The sequence below is a fragment of the Aeoliella sp. genome, assembly GCF_965227375.1.
Lineage (GTDB): Bacteria > Planctomycetota > Planctomycetia > Pirellulales > Lacipirellulaceae > Aeoliella.
Window position 1 is genome coordinate 1 of record NZ_CBDDFX010000001.1, and the last position, 17,627, is coordinate 17,627.

General features: G+C 61.6%; 17 protein-coding genes and 1 pseudogene. 7 read left to right on the forward strand and 11 right to left on the reverse strand.

Annotated features, from left to right (window positions below; translation table 11 throughout):
* Window positions 1–889, forward strand: a pseudogene (locus ACQK2L_RS00005) (hypothetical protein); the annotation flags it as partial.
* A gap of 82 nt (window positions 890–971) precedes the next feature.
* Here ACQK2L_RS00005 and rph read toward each other — a convergent pair.
* The 6 genes from rph to ilvN form a co-directional block, all read right to left on the reverse strand.
* A complete protein-coding gene (gene rph, locus ACQK2L_RS00010) occupies window positions 972–1,691 on the reverse strand; it encodes a ribonuclease PH (RefSeq protein ID WP_425394902.1) in 720 nt (239 codons plus the stop codon).
* 76 nt (window positions 1,692–1,767) lie between these two features.
* Window positions 1,768–2,688: an ornithine carbamoyltransferase gene (argF, locus tag ACQK2L_RS00015; RefSeq protein ID WP_425394903.1), complete on the reverse strand. Its 921-nt coding sequence runs from the start codon at window positions 2,686–2,688 to the stop codon at window positions 1,768–1,770.
* Window positions 2,689–2,719: 31 nt separating this feature from the next.
* Entirely contained in the window at window positions 2,720–3,916 is a 1,197-nt protein-coding gene (locus tag ACQK2L_RS00020; protein WP_425394904.1) for an aspartate aminotransferase family protein, read from the reverse strand.
* A gap of 134 nt (window positions 3,917–4,050) precedes the next feature.
* Window positions 4,051–4,941 carry an acetylglutamate kinase gene (gene argB / locus ACQK2L_RS00025; protein ID WP_425394905.1) on the reverse strand — a complete coding sequence of 297 codons (891 nt, stop codon included), beginning with the start codon at window positions 4,939–4,941 and terminating at the stop codon, window positions 4,051–4,053.
* A 208-nt stretch (window positions 4,942–5,149) separates the two neighbouring features.
* On the reverse strand, window positions 5,150–6,187 hold the full coding sequence (gene ilvC / locus ACQK2L_RS00030) for a ketol-acid reductoisomerase (protein ID WP_425394906.1): 1,038 nt from the start codon (window positions 6,185–6,187) through the stop codon (window positions 5,150–5,152).
* 138 nt (window positions 6,188–6,325) lie between these two features.
* Entirely contained in the window at window positions 6,326–6,859 is a 534-nt protein-coding gene (ilvN, locus tag ACQK2L_RS00035) for an acetolactate synthase small subunit (RefSeq protein ID WP_425394907.1), read from the reverse strand.
* A 243-nt stretch (window positions 6,860–7,102) separates the two neighbouring features.
* Here ilvN and ACQK2L_RS00040 point away from each other — a divergent pair, with 243 nt between their 5' ends.
* Window positions 7,103–7,924 carry a tetratricopeptide repeat protein gene (locus tag ACQK2L_RS00040; RefSeq protein WP_425394908.1) on the forward strand — a complete coding sequence of 274 codons (822 nt, stop codon included), beginning with the start codon at window positions 7,103–7,105 and terminating at the stop codon, window positions 7,922–7,924.
* A 161-nt stretch (window positions 7,925–8,085) separates the two neighbouring features.
* A complete protein-coding gene (locus tag ACQK2L_RS00045) occupies window positions 8,086–8,343 on the forward strand; it encodes a hypothetical protein (RefSeq protein ID WP_425394909.1) in 258 nt (85 codons plus the stop codon).
* 72 nt (window positions 8,344–8,415) lie between these two features.
* Here ACQK2L_RS00045 and ACQK2L_RS00050 read toward each other — a convergent pair whose 3' ends face one another.
* A complete protein-coding gene (locus ACQK2L_RS00050) occupies window positions 8,416–8,976 on the reverse strand; it encodes a GNAT family N-acetyltransferase (protein WP_425394910.1) in 561 nt (186 codons plus the stop codon).
* 159 nt (window positions 8,977–9,135) lie between these two features.
* Between ACQK2L_RS00050 and ACQK2L_RS00055 the strand changes: the two genes are divergently transcribed.
* From ACQK2L_RS00055 to ACQK2L_RS00070, 4 genes are all read left to right on the forward strand, one after another.
* Window positions 9,136–9,486 (forward strand): hypothetical protein, encoded by a 351-nt coding sequence (locus ACQK2L_RS00055; protein ID WP_425394911.1) that lies wholly within the window; start codon window positions 9,136–9,138, stop codon window positions 9,484–9,486.
* 211 nt (window positions 9,487–9,697) lie between these two features.
* A complete protein-coding gene (locus ACQK2L_RS00060) occupies window positions 9,698–11,275 on the forward strand; it encodes an amidophosphoribosyltransferase (RefSeq protein WP_425394912.1) in 1,578 nt (525 codons plus the stop codon).
* Window positions 11,276–11,352: 77 nt separating this feature from the next.
* Window positions 11,353–11,898, forward strand: coding sequence for a hypothetical protein (locus ACQK2L_RS00065; protein WP_425394913.1), 546 nt, complete (start codon window positions 11,353–11,355; stop codon window positions 11,896–11,898).
* A gap of 76 nt (window positions 11,899–11,974) precedes the next feature.
* On the forward strand, window positions 11,975–12,442 hold the full coding sequence (locus ACQK2L_RS00070; RefSeq protein ID WP_425394914.1) for a hypothetical protein: 468 nt from the start codon (window positions 11,975–11,977) through the stop codon (window positions 12,440–12,442).
* Between the two features lie 7 nt (window positions 12,443–12,449).
* Here the strand turns inward: ACQK2L_RS00070 and ACQK2L_RS00075 are convergent, their stop codons facing one another.
* The 4 genes from ACQK2L_RS00075 to ACQK2L_RS00090 form a co-directional block, all read right to left on the reverse strand.
* Window positions 12,450–13,757: a coproporphyrinogen-III oxidase family protein gene (locus tag ACQK2L_RS00075; protein ID WP_425394915.1), complete on the reverse strand. Its 1,308-nt coding sequence runs from the start codon at window positions 13,755–13,757 to the stop codon at window positions 12,450–12,452.
* A gap of 52 nt (window positions 13,758–13,809) precedes the next feature.
* Window positions 13,810–14,892 (reverse strand): PQQ-binding-like beta-propeller repeat protein, encoded by a 1,083-nt coding sequence (locus tag ACQK2L_RS00080; protein ID WP_425394916.1) that lies wholly within the window; start codon window positions 14,890–14,892, stop codon window positions 13,810–13,812.
* Between the two features lie 55 nt (window positions 14,893–14,947).
* Window positions 14,948–16,063: an iron-containing alcohol dehydrogenase gene (locus ACQK2L_RS00085; RefSeq protein WP_425394917.1), complete on the reverse strand. Its 1,116-nt coding sequence runs from the start codon at window positions 16,061–16,063 to the stop codon at window positions 14,948–14,950.
* 91 nt (window positions 16,064–16,154) lie between these two features.
* A complete protein-coding gene (locus ACQK2L_RS00090) occupies window positions 16,155–17,573 on the reverse strand; it encodes an aldehyde dehydrogenase family protein (protein ID WP_425394918.1) in 1,419 nt (472 codons plus the stop codon).
* Window positions 17,574–17,627 lie beyond the last annotated feature (54 nt).

The following is a 17,627-nucleotide window of genomic DNA, read 5'->3' on the forward strand; positions in this document are numbered from 1 at the left end:
GGCATCGGCCACGATCGAGCAAATGGTCAAAGCCGGCCAGAACGACGAAGCCCGCGCGTTTCGTGACGAACTCGGCAAAGCCATCGAGCGCGACTGCGTGATTCGAGTTTCCTGGACGGGCGACGCCGATGTCGACTTGAGCGTCGAAGAACCGGGTGGCTCGGTCTGCTCACCAGGCGATCCCCGTTCGGCAGGTGGCGGCGTAAACATGGGCGACGTATTTACCGGCGTCGAGAAGAACTCCAACACCGGCGTGCTGAGCGAAACTTACGTTTGCCCCCGCGGATTCGCTGGCAATTATCGAGCGAAGATTACCCCGGTGTGGGGCAAGGTGACCGCTGGCAAGGTAACGATCGATGTCTTCGAGCACTTCAACACCGACCAGGTCACGCACAAGACCAAGGTGATCGAACTCGGAAAAGACGGCGCACTGGTCGAGGTGCAGCTCGAGAATGGCCGCCGGACCGAACCACTCGAACTACAGCACGTCGCCCGAGCCATCGAGCGGCAGGAAGCCGTGGGCCGTGCGGTGCTCGCTCAGCAACTCGAAGCCGTGTCCGACCCGCGGGCGTTGCCTCGGCGCAACCTCGATCCCCGCGACGCCCGACTTCGTCGCCGGTTGCTGGCTGGCAATCAAGGCGCCGTGGGCTTCCAGCCCGTGGTGACCGCCCTGCCCGAAGGTACGAACTTCTACGCCACCGGCGTGGTTTCGGCCGATCGTCGTTACGTCCGCATCACGACGATCCCGTTCTTCTCGACCATTGGCGACGTGGCGACCTTCACGTTTGCCGGTGTTGCAAACGACCAGAATGACGACAACAACAACGATAACAACAACGACAACAATAATAATAACAACAATAACAACAATAATAACAACAACCAGTAGTGGTTCCCTCATTAGAACCACCGTGGTGTTCTGAATCGAATAAGCCCCGACCAGACTTTGGTCGGGGCTTTTTTCGTTCACCTTAAGATTCTTTGATCGCTTGCCGCTGCTTCTCGGTGAGCAGTGCAATCCCCGACTCGGCGGAACTTAGCAATCCCTGCAATTGCGCGGCGGTGAACGTGCCGCCTTCGCCAGTGCCCTGCACTTCGATAAACTGGCCACCTCCGGTCATCACCACGTTCATGTCGACCTCGGCCGTGGAGTCTTCCGAGTAATCGAGGTCGAGCAGCACCTCGCCACCCACAACTCCAGCGCTCACCGCGGCCACTGAATCGACGAGCGGCCACGCTCCGTCGGGCGCGAGGTCCTCGCACGACAACAGTGCGTCGTACAGCGCGACATACGCCCCGGTGATGCTGGCGGTGCGTGTACCTCCGTCAGCCCTCAATACGTCGCAGTCGACAGTGACCATCCGCTCGCCGAGTTTGGCCTGATCGACCACCGCGCGCAAGCTGCGCCCGATCAAGCGCTGGATTTCCGTGGTGCGACCGTCCACCTTCTTGCGATCGCGAGGTTTGCGAGGCGAAGTGCTGCCGGGCAGCATGTTGTACTCGGCGGTAACCCAACCTTTGCCCTTGCCGGCCATCCATGGCGGTACGTCGTCCGACACGCTGGCGGTGCAAAGCACTACCGTGTTGCCGGCGGACACTAGCACGCTGCCGGGCGAGTTAGCGGCGAAGCCGCGTTGGAAGGTTACAGGGCGAAGCTGATCGGCCGTACGGCCATCGTTGCGAGTGGACATGGAGAGCAATGGCCTTGGAGGTTGGACGCCAGGAAGTCGTTGGAAACGCACATCCTAGCAGCTAACGCCAAGGCACTTAACCCGCCTGGCTGCCCAACAGCCACACCAGAATGCCCTTCTGCACGTGCATGCGATTGCCTGCCTGCGGCACCACAACGCTTGCCGGGCTGTCGATCACCTCGTCGGTGACCTCCTCGCCGCGTTTGGCGGGCAGGCAGTGCATGAACACAGCACCCTGCGGCGCGGCGGCCATCAACTTGGCGTTCACCTGGTAGGCGGCGAAGTCCTTCATGCGTTGCGCCTGCTCGGCCTCCTGGCCCATGCTGGCCCACACGTCGGTGTAGATGGCGTCGGCATCGGTGACCGCTTCGGTGGGATCGTTGGTGATCGTCACGTCGGCATCGGGCGATTGCTTTAGGAGTCGCTCGAGGAATGCTGCGGGCAACTCGTAACCCGGCGGCGAGCAAACGCTCATCGCCATGCCCAGCTTCGCACACCCGCGGGCGAGGCTCATCGCCACGTTGTTGCCATCGCCCACCCAGGTGAGCTTCCGCCCCTTGAGGCTGCCCACGTGCTCGCGCAGCGTATACAAGTCGGCCAACGCCTGGCAGGGATGCGACTGGTCGGTCAGTCCATTCACAACCGCCGCCTTGGAGTACTTGGCGACTTCTTCCACCGTGCTGTGCTTCTTGGATCGCACCACGATCACGTCGACCATCTCGCTCAGCACGCGGGTGAAGTCGGCGATGCTTTCTCGCTTGCCAAACCCGGCATCGTCGCCCAGCAGAATGCTGCCGCCGCCGAGGTGCGTCATGCAAGCTTCGAAGCTCACGCGCGTCCTTAGCGACTGCTTCTCGAACAACAGCGCCATCATCCGGCCCGGCAGGATCGGCTCGCGGATACCGCTCAGGAACTTGGTCTTCAAGTCTTCGGTGATCGCGTAGATCGTCTCGATCTCGGCGGAAGAAACATCTTCGAGAGTGATCAAGTGTCGCATGGCAGTTCCATGTTCCTTGCCCAAAAGGCAGCTATTTCAAGTTTCGAAGTACGTCGACGAGGATATCGCAACCTTCGTCCACCTGCTCGTCGGTGAGTGTCATGGCGGGTAGCAACCGGATTACGTTGCCCTGTGTGCAGTTCAAGAGCAGCCCCTTGTCCATGCAGTCGCCCACCACGCTGGTGCCGTCGACCGTAAGTTCCAAGCCAATCATCAGGCCCTGGACGCGCAGCTCTTTGGCGATATCGAGTTCGTCCACAAGCGGAGCAAGCCGCGTGGCGAAGCGATCGCCGATTTGCTTGGCCCGGGCCAGCAGGCCCTCGCGCTCGATGGTCTCGATCGTGGCGATGCCCGCCCGGGCGGCGATCGGGTTGCCACCGAATGTGGCCGCGTGCATGCCGGGCCGCAAGCTGGGCGCGATCTCGGCGGTGGTCAGCATGGCCGCGCCGGCGACGCCGCCACAGACACTCTTGGCTAGCGTCATGACGTCGGGCGTGACGCCAAAGTTCTGGTAGGCGAACCACTCGCCAGTCCGCCCGCAACCTGCCTGCACTTCGTCGAACACCAGCAGCAGTTCATGCTCGTCGGCCAGCTGGCGGAGCCCCTCGAGAAAACCAGCGGGCGGGATGCGGATGCCGCCTTCGCCTTGAATGGGCTCGACCAGAATGCCCGCGGTCTTGTCGTCGATAAGTTTCCGGGCCGCTTCGAGGTCGCCAAACGGGGCGTAGTCGAAGCCGGGCAGCATCGGCTCGATTCCTTCGTGGTACTTCGGCTGCGCGGTTGCGGAAACCGCGCCGAACGTCCGACCGTGAAAGCCCCCTCGGAAAGTGATGATCTTGTATCGCCCGGCCGGGGTGTGCAGCCGGACGAGTTTGATGGCCGCTTCATTGGCCTCGGCCCCGGAGTTACAGAAGAACGCTTTGCCGCCGAAGCTCCGCTCGCTCAAGAGTTTGGCCCACTGGCCCTGCGACTCGAAGTGCCAGGTGTTGGGCACGTGAATCAGTTTGGCCACCTGCTCCTGCACCGCTTCGACCACCGCGGGCGGACAGTGGCCCAGCAGGTTGCAGCCCCAACCGGGGAAGAAGTCGAGGTACCGCTTGCCCTGATCGTCCCACACCCAGGAGCCTTCGCCCCGCACCAACGAAACCGGGAACCGGCCGTAGTTGGGCACCACGTACCGCTCGAACAATTCCAGAGTGGCAGGCGACATGCTGGTGGATGTGGACACGGGTTGTGTACTCCAAGTTTTGAGATAGGTCGTAGCCGGATTCGCAAGAATTCGGTTCCATCGCGCCGCGTCCGAATTCTTGCGAATCCGGCTACGTGAGTAATAGCGACAAACTGCCCCCGTCAGCGGTTCGCCTAAATCTCGGTGACGATCTCGGTGCCGATGCCGCGGTTGGTGTAGATTTCCAGCAGCAGCGAGTGGCGGAGTCGGCCGTCGATGATGTGAATCTTCTGCACGCCCTTGCTGAGTGTTTCCAGGCAGGCTTCGACCTTCGGAATCATGCCCGACTCGATCACGCCACGCTGGATCAACTCAACTGCTGAGTCGGCGGTGAGCGTATGAATCAACGACTCGGGGTCGTCCTTGTTCAAACGCACCCCGTTCACGTCGCTCAGAAACACCAGCTTCTCGGCGCCCATCGCTTGGGCGACCGCCATGGCCGCGGTGTCGGCGTTCACGTTCAACAGCTGCCCGTCCTCGGTCTTACAGACCGAGGGAATCACCGGCACCTGCCCTGCATAGCAAAGGTTGTCGAGCGTATCTCGATCGACGCGGGTCACCTGCCCCACGAAGCCAAGGTCGATCTGGCTGCCATCGTCGGCGGCGAGGGCGAGCTTCTCGCCGAACAACACGTTGTTGTCGGTCTCGCCGTTGGGGTTCAGCGGCATCGCGCGGCCGCCGAACTCCTCGATCCGCTGAGCGATCATCTCGTTCACGTCGCCCGCCAGCACGCGGCGGACAATGTCGAGCGTGGCCTCGTCGGTGTAGCGACGACCCTGGATGAAGTTCGGCTCGAGCTTGGCCTCGGCCATCGCCCGCGAAATAGCCGCCCCGCCGCCATGGACCACGATGGGTCGCATGCCAACGGTTTCCATGAACACGATATCGACCAGCAAGTGCCGCAGCGCGTCGGCGTCCTCCATCACGCTGCCACCGAGCTTGATCACGGTGATGCTATCGCGAAAGCGACGGATCCAGCCCATCGCTTCGATCAGGGTATCGGCTTTTTCAATCGCTTCTTGCACGGCTCACATTTCGTTGCGTAATGGCTTCGCGCTGTGTCATTCTGAAGGAGCCTAAGCGACTGAAGAATCTGGTTTGCACATCGAAGCGGAATACCACTTCAGATGCTCCAATGACCGATGCTTCAAACTCCTCGAAATATCCGGAAGTCAGAGGGTTGGCGACATAGATTCTTCGGTCGTGTTACTCCCTTCAGAATGACAGGAAGCCTCAAACTTCTTTTTCGTCGATCCAGCTCATCATGCGGCGCAATTCGCGGCCCACTTGCTCGATGGGCAGATTCTTCTCGCGGCGGCGTGTGGCTTTGAAGCCCGGCGCGCCAGCCTTGTTTTCGAGGATCCAGTTACGGGCGAAGGTGCCGTTCTGGATTTCTTCGAGCACGCGCTTCATTTCCTTCTTGGTCTCGTCGGTAACGATCCGCGGGCCCGTGCTGTAGTCGCCGTACTCGGCGGTGTTGCTCACGCTGTAACGCATGTAGCTCAGGCCGCCCTGGTAGAACAGGTCGACGATCAGCTTCACTTCGTGCAGGCACTCGAAGTAGGCCATCTCGGGTTGATAACCGGCCTCGACCAGCGTGTCGAAACCAGCCTTTACCAACTCGCTCAGGCCGCCGCACAACACGGCTTGCTCGCCAAACAGATCGGTCTCGGTCTCTTCGGCAAACGTGGTGCGAATCACACCGCCGCGGGTGCCCCCGATGCCCTTGGCGTAGGCCATGCCCACTTTGAACACGGTGGACGATTCGTCCGACATGTCGTCGTCGCTCGCTTTGCTACCAGCCACGCGGGTGGCGATGAGCGAGGGAACGCCGCCGCCGGCGACGAACTCGCTGCGGACCAAGTGGCCCGGTCCCTTAGGGGCAACCAACAGCAGGTCGACACCTTCGGGCGGTTCGATCTGGCCGAAGTGGACGTTGAAGCCGTGCGAGCACATCAAGATGTTACCGGGCTCGAGACCCGCGCGGATGTCGTTCTTGTAGACATCGGCCTGCACTTCGTCCGGCAGCAGGATGTTCACCACGTCGCCCTGCTTGGCAGCCTCGGCCGCGGAGACGGGATCGAAGCTGTGCGACTTGGCCAACTCGTAGTTTGCACTGCCGGGGCGCTGACCTACGACGACGTTGACACCGCTGTCGCGAAGGTTCTGGGCGTGGGCGTGACCTTGGGAACCGTAGCCGATGATGGCCACGGTCTTGCCCTTGAGATGCGCCATGTCGGCGTCGGCGTCGTAATAAACTTTTGCTGGCATAGTAGTGGGAGGTTGGTAAGTGAATAGGTGAGTAAGTGATTATGTAAGCGGTAGGGGTGAAGGGTTGGTGAAGTTGGTGGTTGGAAAGTGGCTTGCACCTACTAACCTTCTCACCTGCTCACCCATTCACCTCCTTGGTCAGGCTTGCTTCATCGTGCCAACTGCGGGGCGGATGTTGCCGCCGCGTTGCGGGCGGTCGATCGAGCGGACCATGGCGATACGGCCGGTGCGGACCAGCTCGCGAATGCCGAACGGACGCATCAGATCGATGAACGCCTCGACTTTGCGTTCCTGCCCGGAGATTTCGATGATTACCTCTTCGGGCGAGACATCCACGATGCGGCCGCGGAAGATGTTGGTCAGCTCGCGGATTTCGGTGCGGTCGTCGCCTTTCGCTTCGACCTTGATGAGCATCAGGTCGCGTTCGACGAAGTCCTTGGCACTCACGTCGGTGACGCGGACGACCGTAACAATCTTTTCCAGTTGCTTACGCACCTGCTCCAGCACGCTGTCGTCGCCTACGACGACAAAGGTCATTCGGGAGAGTTGGGGGTCTTCGGTTTCACCCACCGCGAGGCTGTCGATGTTGTAGCCGCGCGATGCCAGCATGCCGGCCACATTGGACAGCACACCCGGGACATTCTGGACCACGGCAGACAGGACGTGACGCATGGAAGTCTCTGTTTTTTAGGGAAAATCAAGGGAATCTACGAGTGTATCCAGCCCCCGCTCGCCCCGCAACCGGCGGCGGGTGGTCGTGGCCTTCTGGGCGGCCCTGCTAGCGGGATCACGCCTGTAGGTCGTTCGCCCCCACCGCAGGTTCACTCGGGTGCCCGCAGCCCAGTGGCCGGCATTGTCCCCCGCCGGGCGGTTTGCTACCCTCCGCTGCTCTTTTCCGCTGCTTTTCCGCTTGCCATGGCCACCTATTACAAAACCCTGTTGCCCATAGCCGCAGCCCTGGTGGTGCTGCCTGGCTGTGTGAGTTGGCGGTCGCTGCAGCCGGTGCCTCCCTCGGTGGCGGCCGGACGGCGTCTGGCTCGGCAGGGCGTGGCGGCGATCGAAGTCCAGCAGTGGGAGGAAGCCGAGCGGCTGCTGACCGAAGCGGCGGAAAAGTCGCCCGAAGATCCCGAGGCCCAGCGGTACCTGGCCGAGGCCCTGTGGCGGCGGGGCGCCCAGGACGAGGCGATGCGCCACATGGCCATTGCCGCCCACCACGACCGACACGACGCCGCGACCGCCGTGCGAGCGGGTGAGATGCTGCTGGCCACCAGCGACGCAAAACAGGCCATCCGCCAGGCCGATCGAGCCATTCGCCTGGACAACTCCCTAGCCACCGCTTGGACGCTTCGAGGACGGGCCTACGCAGCCGACGGCGACCTGGATCGGGCGCTTGCCGATATGCAGCGGGCGCTGCTGCTTTCGCCCAACGACGCGGACGTGCTACTCGAATCGGCGCGGCTCTATCGCCAGCGCGGCCAGGATCAGCGCTGCCTGGCGACGCTCCACCGATTGCGCGACGCTGCGCCGCCGGCGGAACGGATGCCGGAGATTCTCGAGCTCGAAGCCCACACCTACCTGGCCCTCAGTCGCCCCCAGATGGCCGCCCAGCGTGTGGCCCTGGCCATCGAGCTGTCCGGCCCCACGGCCCCATTGGCAAGCCTGCAAGCCGAAACGCAGAAGGCTTTGGGCATCGAAGTCACGAGCCGCCCCCTTGCTCCAGGCTCGCGGGTCCAGTGAATCGGCACAACCGTTACAGTCGGTAGCGGCCTTCCGAATCAGCGAATCGTAGGGCAACACCCTGCATACTGTGCCAAGCGGTGACCTAGGCTTTATTGCGTAGCGATTTCTACCAACTAGAAGCCGATTGATTGCCTTGCCCCCTCCGAAAGGCCTTGGACATGGATACCTCGACCCTGCCCGCCCCCACCACCGCTCACGATCTAGAAACACCGTTCGTCGATCGCCGCAGCAGCGCGCCGCGGGGCGACTCGCCGGTGCGCGAGCGTCGTCAGTTTACGAACAGTCACTCGGAACTGTCGCCGGAAGCTGCCGATTTAGCGCGGGCCATCGACGAATACAAGGCGCGCCACCGCCGCCGATTTATCAACTACGAAGAGGTGCTGGGCGTAGTGAAATCGCTCGGCTACTCGAAGTAGTTGCCGGCTGCCAGAACGATTAAAGCCAACGAGCCCCAAGCGCTGCGCCTGGGGCTCGTTTTTTGCGCTAGTTCAAACTCCCGCCGGGCGGCTCGCGCCGTAGCGGAGCATGTCCTGGCGGTGCCGGCCGAGCGACGGCAGCACCATGTGCGCCCGATCGAGCCCCACGTACCGCAGGCCCGACTTTTCCAACACGCGGGCGGAGCGCATGTGCTCGGCGTGGCAGATCGCTTCGAGTCGCTCGATCTCCGGCAGCGACCACACCAGCGGCACCACTGCTCGCGCGGCCTCGGTGGTGTACCCCTGGCCCCATAGCTCTTCGGCCAGGCAGTAGCCCAGCGCGGCCAGCTTGCCTTCACTGTGTTTACCGGCTTTAAAGGCCACGCCGATCGATCCACACACCTTGTGTTGCTGTCGATGTTCGATGAGCCAGGTGCACTGCTCCTCGCGGCGCATCGACTCCTCAAGCATCCGCAGAAACTCCTCGGCATCGGCCACCGAGCGATGCGTGGGCCAGCTCAGGTACCGTGTTACGCGAGGATTGCTCGCGTAATTCTCAAAAATGGCCTGGGCGTCCTCCATCTTGGGCCGGCGGAGAATCAGACGCTCCGTTTCTATTTGACTCGGCAGCATGTCGCACCTCCTGCGAGAAGACGGTGCCCCAAGGACCGGTTTTCCGAGGCTTCGGTTCGCGATTTGAAGAGGCAACTTCGGCTAATTACCATGGAATAGTGGCCGACGGGCCCTGCTGCTTCTCGATCCCCTCCTCCCCGCTTGCCGAGACCTCCCACCATGATGCGCGCCGCCCTCGTTGTGCTCGCCGGCCTGATGCTATCCCCAACGGCCATGGCCTACCCACCAGTCGCCTACCATCCAGCACCGCTGTCCACCTATCGCTACCAGCACGTTGTGTATCACCGCGAAGTCGCTCGCCTCGACGCGGCCATTCGACTTCGCAAAGCAGAAATCGCGGCAATGGAGCGGATGCTCAAAGAGTGGGAACCTCTCGACCGCTTCAGCACCGGCCGGCCCGTGATGCTCGACATCGAGCGGACCCGCCTGCAACTCTTGGAAGCGCGCCTCGGACTTCAGTGTCTGGAGCAGGACCTGTTCGACCTGATCCATGCACGCGGGCGGTTTTGATCGGAACGTGAAGAGTGCGTACCGATTTTGCGGGTAAGCCGTAGGCGCACCGCAGGAATTCGGCACTCGATTAGTCGGTTGAGGGTTTGTCGGGCAAATTCTACAATGCGGGTAGCGAAGCTCTCAGGCCGCCTGGCGGGCGGTGGCCGGCATTCGTTAGCGGGCCCCTAGCGCGCCGCCCCCGCCTACCTGTAAGGAAGCCCCTGTCTCGATGAGCGACTTACGTCACGAATGCGGCATTGCCGCGATCTACCACCTTCCATCGTCGGAGCCGAGTCGCTTGTGTCCGCAGCAAGGGCCGGAGGCCATCTCGCGATTGATGCCGCGAATGCTGCTGGACATTCAGAACCGCGGCCAGTTGTCGGCCGGCATGACCAGCTACGCGCCCACACGGTCGCAGATCATCGACACCTACCGCGAACTGGGCAGCGTGGCCGAGGTGTTTCGACTGAGCCACCGCGGCAAAGCCGAAGCGTTGATGCAGCAGTACGAAGGCCGCGCGGCGATCGGCCACGTCCGTTACGCCACGTGCGGCGAAGAAGATCGCAGCTACGCCCAGCCATTCGAGCGGCATCACCTGCAGAAGCGCAAGTGGTTTAGCTTCGGCTTCAACGGCCAACTGGCCAACTACGCCGACCTGCGCCAGGCGTTGCTGGCCGACGACGATCATCATCTCGCGCGAACCACCGACACCGAGATCATGATGCACGAGATCAGCCGCGAGATGTCGGGCGAGTTGCGCCCGTCGCTGGTCGAAATCATGCACAACGTGTCGCAGAAGTTCGACGGCGCGTACAGCGTCGCCCTGGTGAACGCCCTGGGCGAAATGATGGTCGCCCGCGACCCGTTGGGCATCAAGCCGGTGAGCTACGCCATCGAAGGGCCACTGTTCGCCGCGGCCAGCGAGAGCGTGGCCCTATTGAACCTCGGCTTCGAGCCGGAGAACATCCACTCTCTCGAACCGGGCACGATGGTCACCATCGTCGACAACGAAATCAAGATCGAACGCTTCGCCGATAGCCCCCGCCGGGCGCACTGTTTCTTCGAGTGGATTTATTTCGCCAACGTCGCCAGCAATATCGACGACCGCAGCGTTTACCTGTCGCGCAAAACGCTGGGCGAGGAACTCGCTCGGCTGGAAGACGTGCAGATCGACGACGACACCATCGTGGTCCCCGTACCCGACACCAGCAAAGGCGCCGCCGACGCCATGGCCTACCAGCTTGGCGTGCCGAGCATCGAGGGGCTGATTCGCAACCGCTACACGGGGCGGACCTTCATTGAAGGCGGCGCAGGGCGCAAGGACAAGGCAGCCGCCAAGTACACCCCGCTACGCGAGGTGCTCGAAGGCAAACGCATCCTGCTGGTCGAGGACTCGATCGTCCGCTCAACCACCATGCGTGTGCTGATTGACAAGATTCGCGAAGTCGGCCGCGCGAAAGAGATCCACGTCCGCGTGGCCTGCCCACCGATCGTGGCTCCCTGCTTCTACGGCATCGACATGTCGACCATTAGCGAACTGTTCGCGCCGGAATTCATGACACCCGGCCGCAACACCGAAGAGGCCTACGCCGAGATGGCCAAAGAACTTGGCGCCGACTCGCTGCGTTATCTGCCGGTCGAGTCGATCGCCCGATCAGTCGACCGCCCCCAAACGGAACTCTGCCAAGCGTGCATCACCGGCCAATACCCCACGCCCGCGGGCCAGAAGCTGTACGACATCGCGGTGACCAACGACGCCAGCGGGACAAATATCCGTGCGTATGAGAGCGCGGAAGCTCAGGTGTGATACCTATGAAGCTCATTGTGCAAGACGAGATGTGGGCCGACGATCTCCGCGAACGGCGCCTCGACTCCCGCGCTTGCATGTTCGACGAAGTATGGAATGGCGGCTATGTAATTACGCCTGTTCGCGATAATCAGAATCAAGAACTCGCCATGGGAATCGCGAGTTCCTTGACCTTGGGAATGGGGGGCTTGGAAATCCCGCAGAAGGTGCGACTGAGTTGCTACATCACCGACACCCCGGAAGATCAAGAATACAACTACCGCTGCGTGGACATCGGTATTTTTCTAACAGATTGCAGCGCACAACTGATTGATCCCTGCTGGTTTGGAGGTCCCGACTTCGGATGCGAAATTGTCAGTCCGAATGAACCCTTGACTGAGAGAATTGAGTTTCACGCCAAGCTCGGTACTCGTGAACTTCTGATCGTCGACCGCGATCCCTGGCAACTCGAACTGCTGCGCCTGGCCGATGGCAAGCTTCAGTCCGTCGGGATTTCGAGTCTAGAGAAAGCTTATACCCTTAGCAGCCAAGTGATCCCATTCACCTTCCAGCTTACCGCAGGCGAAGAGCGGCCCGCGATTCTCGTGGGGCATGCCGAGAGTAAGCAGAGCTGGCGGGTGTGAATGGCCGAGTTCAGACATGGCGAATCGAGCATACCTATATTGCTGTGACTCTGCAGTGGGCGCATCGCACGAGGAAATGCTCGATCGGCAATACTATGATTCACGCCATGTGATACCCCTTGCCTGGTTCCTTTTCTTCACTGCAGACGACATCGTCGGTCGCGAGACGCATAGTGGAGCCTATCACTGGTTAGAGACATGGCTTTGCGCCGAAAAGCGCTTGGCGGTCAATCGATTCGCCGATCAATTGGAGATAGTTGTTCGCCAATACGGCCATCTGGTCGACGAAAATGTCTTTCGGAAATTCGCCGATACGGTTTGTGGCATGGACGGCAGGCTATTGGTCGTTGATCCGCACGAAATCGCAGGTGACTACGACCATTCCGAGAACGTTCGGCAAATGTCTCAAGTCTTCAGCGCTCTGCAGTCATTCTCAGACCAAGATCGGGAGTTTATCGTAGCTGCGCGTCCTTACTGGCACTGGATTGACAACCCTTCGTACGACGCGGAACTGCAACTATTAGGCTGCACGTATCAAGAGTAGACAATTCTCAAGTATACCGCACTCCCTGATGCTCCGGCTCGAAGAACGCGGGCAGCAGGCTGTCGACGCGCATGAGTCCATTGCGGGTCAGGAACAGCTTCTCGTCTCGTAGCTCGACGAGACCATACTCGATGTAGTCTACCCAGGTTTCCTTCCAGTGGTCGACAATGTCGACGTTGTACTTGTCCTGGAAGTAGGCTGGGTCGAGCCAGCCTTTTTTGAGTTGCAGGATCATCTCTCGCACCAAAGCCTGGTGCGGCGTGATCTGGAGCGCCCGGCCGATGGGCAGTTCGCTTGAATCGCCGTGGGCGTCGAGGCGGCCGACGTATTTGTCCCACTCTGGCTCGTTCTGGTAGTGCACGCCCGAGACGTGGCCGAAGCTGGCGATGCCGGTGGCGAGCAAATCGCTTCCCTGCCACAGGTTGTCGCGGTAGCTGAACTCAACGCCAGGCTTCACCATGGTGTAGGCGCTCGACGTCACGTAGCCGGCGTCGGCCAGTTGGTCGAACGCCCAGGTGAGCCAGTCACGTTTGGTTTCCCAATCGGCCACGGGCGACTCGATTTCGCCGCCCAGGATGTCCTTGGAGTAAACCGTGTTGAACGGCAGTTCCATCTGGTAAATGGTCACGCTGTCGGGGTTCATGTCGATCGCACGTTGCACGGCGTCCTGCCACTTGTCGGTGGTGTCGCCGACCATACCGCTGATCAGGTCGATGTTTACGCTGTCGAACCCGGCCGCTTCGATCCAGGGCCACGCCTTGAAGATCTCGGGCGACTGATGCGCGCGGCCATTCTCCTGGAGGATCTTGTCGTCGAAGTGCTCTACGCCCAGGCTCAGTCGCGTGACTCCAATCTCCTTGAGCGTCTTGACCTTAGCCTCCGTGAGCGTGCCCGGTTCGCACTCGAAGGTGACCTCCTCGGCCAGGCTCCAATCGATGTTCTCGCGCAGCCGATTGACCAGTCCGTGTAATTGCCGGCTGGAGAGAAACGACGGAGTGCCGCCGCCGAAATAGACGAAGCGAAACGGCCGCCCGCCCATCGCCGGTAGCTTGCTCACCAGTTCGATCTCGCGTGACAACGCGGCGAGGTAGTCTTCCACCTCGCTGCCGTTCTTGTCGGTGAACACCTTGAAATAGCAGAATTTGCACCGCTTGCGACAGAACGGAATGTGCAGGTACAGCCCCAGCGGCACCTCGGCGGGCGGCGAGGCGAGCGCCTCGAGCGCATCGCCGACGTTATTCCGCGACCACTGCGAGAATGGCGGGTAGTTGCTGATGAAGTAGGAGCCGACTTCGGTTTTGGTGGATTCAGACATCGAGCTAGTTTCTATTCGCGACTTATCGCACGGACTTGCAGGTCCACTGCGGCTAGTCTTTTTTTCCAAAGCAATACAGCGTGCCATCGGTGTTGGCGATCAGCAGCTTGCCGTCGACCACCGCCGGCGAGGCGACAAAGTGACCGCCGGCGTCGAAGGTCCAGGTCGCTTCGCCCGACTCGAGTTCAATCGCGTGCAGCTTGCCGCGCTGCGTGGCGGCGATCACCACGCCACCCGCGATCAACGGCGAACTCTCCAAGCGGGTGCGGGTGGGGAACGTCCACTTTTTTTCGCCGCTCTCGATGTCGACCGCAAACACGGCCTTGCCCTGGCTACCGTACACGGCGAGCTTGTCGGTCACCGCGGCAGCGGTGCGGATGCCTTGCTTGCGGCGCGAGTCGACATAGTCCCACAACACCTCCATCGGCTCCTTGGCGGTGTCGATGGCGTAGAACGTTCCTTGCTCGGTGCCAAAGTACACCTTCGATCCGCGTGCGGCCGGCGTGCTGCCGGTGGGGCCATCGATCTCGAGCGTCGAGAGCTCCTTGGCCGTGGTAACGTCGATACCGTGCAGCTTGCCGTCGCAGCCGGCGAGCATCGCCCTGCCCTCGACGATGGTTGGCATGCACCGCAGCGGGGCATCGATCACAAACTCGGCTTCTTGCTTGCCGGTCTTGGGATCGTGAATGGTAAAGGTGCCGGCCTCAGTTGTGACCAGCAGCTTGCCTTTGTAGACCAGCGGGCCGGCCATCACTTCGGCTTGCAGCGTCACTTTCCAACGCTCCTCACCATCAGCTAGCGCCAAACAGCGGAGCTCTCCGTTGTAGTCGCCGACGAACAGTTGATCGCCGTCGATCACCGCGGGTGAGAGGAAACCCGTTTCTTCGAACTCCTTGGTCCACACACCTTTGCCGGTAGCGATGTCCACAGCGTGGAACTTTCCATCGACGTCGCCCAGATAGGCAATGCCATCCTTCACGACGACCGTGGCTTCGAACGCGCCGTCTTCCAGCTCGTAACGCCACAGTTCTTCGGGCGTGGCGGGTAGCTTGCTGGTAGCGACGCCGGTCGATTCGAGATTGCCCCGCGCCATGAGCCAATCTTCGGCGCTGCAATGCGGCACAGCGAAGGCCAACAGACACAGAAGGGCGAGTCCCTGACGCCTGACCCCTGACCTCTGAATCCTGCCGTTACTCATATGCAGCCTCATACAACACGAGGTAATCTTGTTCACTCAGTTCGACGGGATTGAACGTGCCGGTCCACTGCTGCGTAGCGGCCGCGGCCAGATGGATCAGCCGGGCACGGTCGACTCCGCGTTCCTGTAGTGTACCTGCCAGGCCCGCCTGGCGGGCGATCTGGGCGACGAAATTGGCCAAGTCGCCCGGGGTTTGCGACGATAAATCCTCGTACCACGCCCCGACAGTTTGGCCGTTGTGGCGAATGATGTGCGGCAGCATCAGCCCCACCGCCTCGCCGTGCACGACGCCGTACTCGGCCGTGAGCGGGTTCGCCGACGCGTGTGCCGAGCCGAGCATCGAATTCTCGATCGCCAAACCGGCGAACATCGCACCAAGCTGCATGTCGCACCGCGCCTGCAAGTTGTCGGGCTCGCTGAGCACGCGCGGCAAGGCGGGCGCCAGGAGCGCCCACGCCTCGCGACTGTAAGCGACCGACATGGCATTGCGTTTCTTGGTGACGAACGTCTCGAGCGTGTGCGCCAAGGCGTCGATGCCGGTGAGCGCGGTGACGCGCGTTGGCTGGGTGAGTGTGAGTTCCGGATCAAGCAATGCCACGCGGAACGCGGCCCGCTTGTCGCCGCAGGCCATCTTGATGTGCGTTTCGGCATCGGAGATCAGGGCGAACGACTGCGTTTCGCTGCCGGTGCCGGCGGTCGTCGGCACCGCGACCATCGGCAACATGTCGGCCGTAGCCTTGCCCACGCCCCAGTAGTCCTGCATTCGCCCACCGCACGAGTAGACGAAGTTGATCCCCTTCGCGCAGTCCATACTGCTGCCACCGCCAATGGCCACAATGGCGTCGGGCGAGAAATCGGTCGCCACCGCCAGCCCGGCGTCGACGTTCTCGGTGGTGGGATTCTCCTGCAACCCATCGAACACATGCGTCACAAGCCCCGCCGCGCTAAGCGACTCGACCCCGCGCTGCGTGTGACCCACCTTCTCGATGCCAGGGTCCGATACCACCAGCACCCGCTGCACGTCGAGCGCAGCGGTGAGTGAACCCAACTCGGCAATTCGCCCAGGGCCGTAGATGATTCGTGTGGGGCAGTGGAAGTCAAATGCCATTGTTCTTAGCCACGGATGAACACTGATAAACACGGACAAGCATCCGATTTCATCCGTGCTCATCCGTGTTCTTCAGTGGCTGTATGGAGGTTCAACCAACCTGCAACGCCCGGTTCTTATACAGGAACTCAGTCAAGTTCCCTTCGTGCGGTTGCAGCCAGTCGACTTGGGGGGTGGGGATTGGGCCGAGGTTCAGGCGGTCGATCTCGGTGCAGGCAATTAGGTCTCGGCGGAATTCTTCGTCGTTGGTAACTCCGGTGCAAATCAGCGAGTAACCGATGGCGTCGATCATCTTTGCTTGCGGGCATTCGACCACGTTCACCATCGGAAACATGTATTCCTTGTTGCGCGATTCGCTTTCGATCGACGCATGGTGCAGCACCACCGGGCGGATGTAGGCCACTGGGTCGCGCTCGACGAGACGCTTGCCATACTTGCTTGTCATGTCGGTCACCAAGGGAGCTTCGGCGTCGTTTTCGATTGCACCCCAGATCGCTTTGGCCGCGCCTTCGATTGTGAAAGCGGCGAGACCGGCGTTCGGATCGTCGGGCGGGAGGACTTCGATCGGGCCGAGCTTGGCGGCCAGCGCTTCGGCGATTTCTTTCGTATGCCGCGAGGCGTAGATGCTCGAGGCATTCAGGCAGCTTCGCCCGCCGTTGCGGTAGACGCTGTCGGCCATCATGTCGATGTATTGTTCCCAGTCGTCGACGCAGTCGTCGCCCAACACGATCTTCGAGAAGCCCGGGCCGTGCACCTGCACTTTGGGATTGCCCGAGTATTGCTGAACGGTTTGGGGGCCGCCGAAGATCATGCTGCGGCGGCAGCTCGAGAGGATCGCCCCGCCGATATCGGCCCCGGCGCCGGGGTATAGGCAGAACGTCTCGCGTGGGATGCCGGCTTCGACCATAGCTGAATAAACCCGGTACGGCGTCCAAGGTTCCGACGAGCCCGGCTTCAGCACCAGCCCCATCTGCAGCGCGATCACCGGAATCCACAGCGTATGCACGCCCGGCGAGTTCGACGGCAGCACCGCCCCCAGCGCGTCGCACTGCGCCTGATAGCTGACCGTGACGCCGCGGTCCTCTTCACCGTAGCCGCGGGCCAGGATGTTCAGGTCGAGCCCGCGCGTGAGTGCGTCGAGAATCGTGTCGATATTCTTCAGCACGAAGGCGTTCTTCGTCACGTTCGCCTGGCACATGGCGATCGGCATTCCGGTAGTGGCCGACTGCTGGTGGATGAAATCGTCGGGCGATTGCTGCGAGTCGCCCACTTGGAGCGTGCCCGACTCGAACAGTTCGCCGGCCTTCTTGCACTTCTCGATCAACTCGGCCGGCGACATCGCCTGGAGCGCGCGGCGAGCGAACTTCGCCTTCTTGGCATCCCGCTGCACGATCCCGGAACCCACCGTATGCACCTTGGCAACCGGCTCGCCAGTGTAAAAGTGCTTCACTTCGTCGATGTCGAGCGACTCGTAAGGTTCGCCCCAGCGGATGGCTTGTAGTTCGATCATTTTGAGAGGGGTTGGGGGGTGGTGAGCGGGGGACAGTCAGCCGCCGATATCGGC

Coding starts and splice junctions, on each gene's coding strand:
- rph (WP_425394902.1), bottom strand. CDS start 1,691: ATGTCCACTCGCAACGATGGCCGTACGGCCGATCAGCTTCGCCCTGTA.
- argF (WP_425394903.1), bottom strand. CDS start 2,688: ATGCGACACTTGATCACTCTCGAAGATGTTTCTTCCGCCGAGATCGAG.
- ilvC (WP_425394906.1), bottom strand. CDS start 6,187: ATGCCAGCAAAAGTTTATTACGACGCCGACGCCGACATGGCGCATCTC.
- ilvN (WP_425394907.1), bottom strand. CDS start 6,859: ATGCGTCACGTCCTGTCTGCCGTGGTCCAGAATGTCCCGGGTGTGCTG.
- ACQK2L_RS00040 (WP_425394908.1), top strand. CDS start 7,103: ATGGCCACCTATTACAAAACCCTGTTGCCCATAGCCGCAGCCCTGGTG.
- ACQK2L_RS00045 (WP_425394909.1), top strand. CDS start 8,086: ATGGATACCTCGACCCTGCCCGCCCCCACCACCGCTCACGATCTAGAA.
- ACQK2L_RS00050 (WP_425394910.1), bottom strand. CDS start 8,976: ATGCTGCCGAGTCAAATAGAAACGGAGCGTCTGATTCTCCGCCGGCCC.
- ACQK2L_RS00055 (WP_425394911.1), top strand. CDS start 9,136: ATGATGCGCGCCGCCCTCGTTGTGCTCGCCGGCCTGATGCTATCCCCA.
- ACQK2L_RS00060 (WP_425394912.1), top strand. CDS start 9,698: ATGAGCGACTTACGTCACGAATGCGGCATTGCCGCGATCTACCACCTT.
- ACQK2L_RS00065 (WP_425394913.1), top strand. CDS start 11,353: ATGTTCGACGAAGTATGGAATGGCGGCTATGTAATTACGCCTGTTCGC.
- ACQK2L_RS00070 (WP_425394914.1), top strand. CDS start 11,975: ATGCTCGATCGGCAATACTATGATTCACGCCATGTGATACCCCTTGCC.
- ACQK2L_RS00075 (WP_425394915.1), bottom strand. CDS start 13,757: ATGTCTGAATCCACCAAAACCGAAGTCGGCTCCTACTTCATCAGCAAC.
- ACQK2L_RS00085 (WP_425394917.1), bottom strand. CDS start 16,063: ATGGCATTTGACTTCCACTGCCCCACACGAATCATCTACGGCCCTGGG.
- ACQK2L_RS00090 (WP_425394918.1), bottom strand. CDS start 17,573: ATGATCGAACTACAAGCCATCCGCTGGGGCGAACCTTACGAGTCGCTC.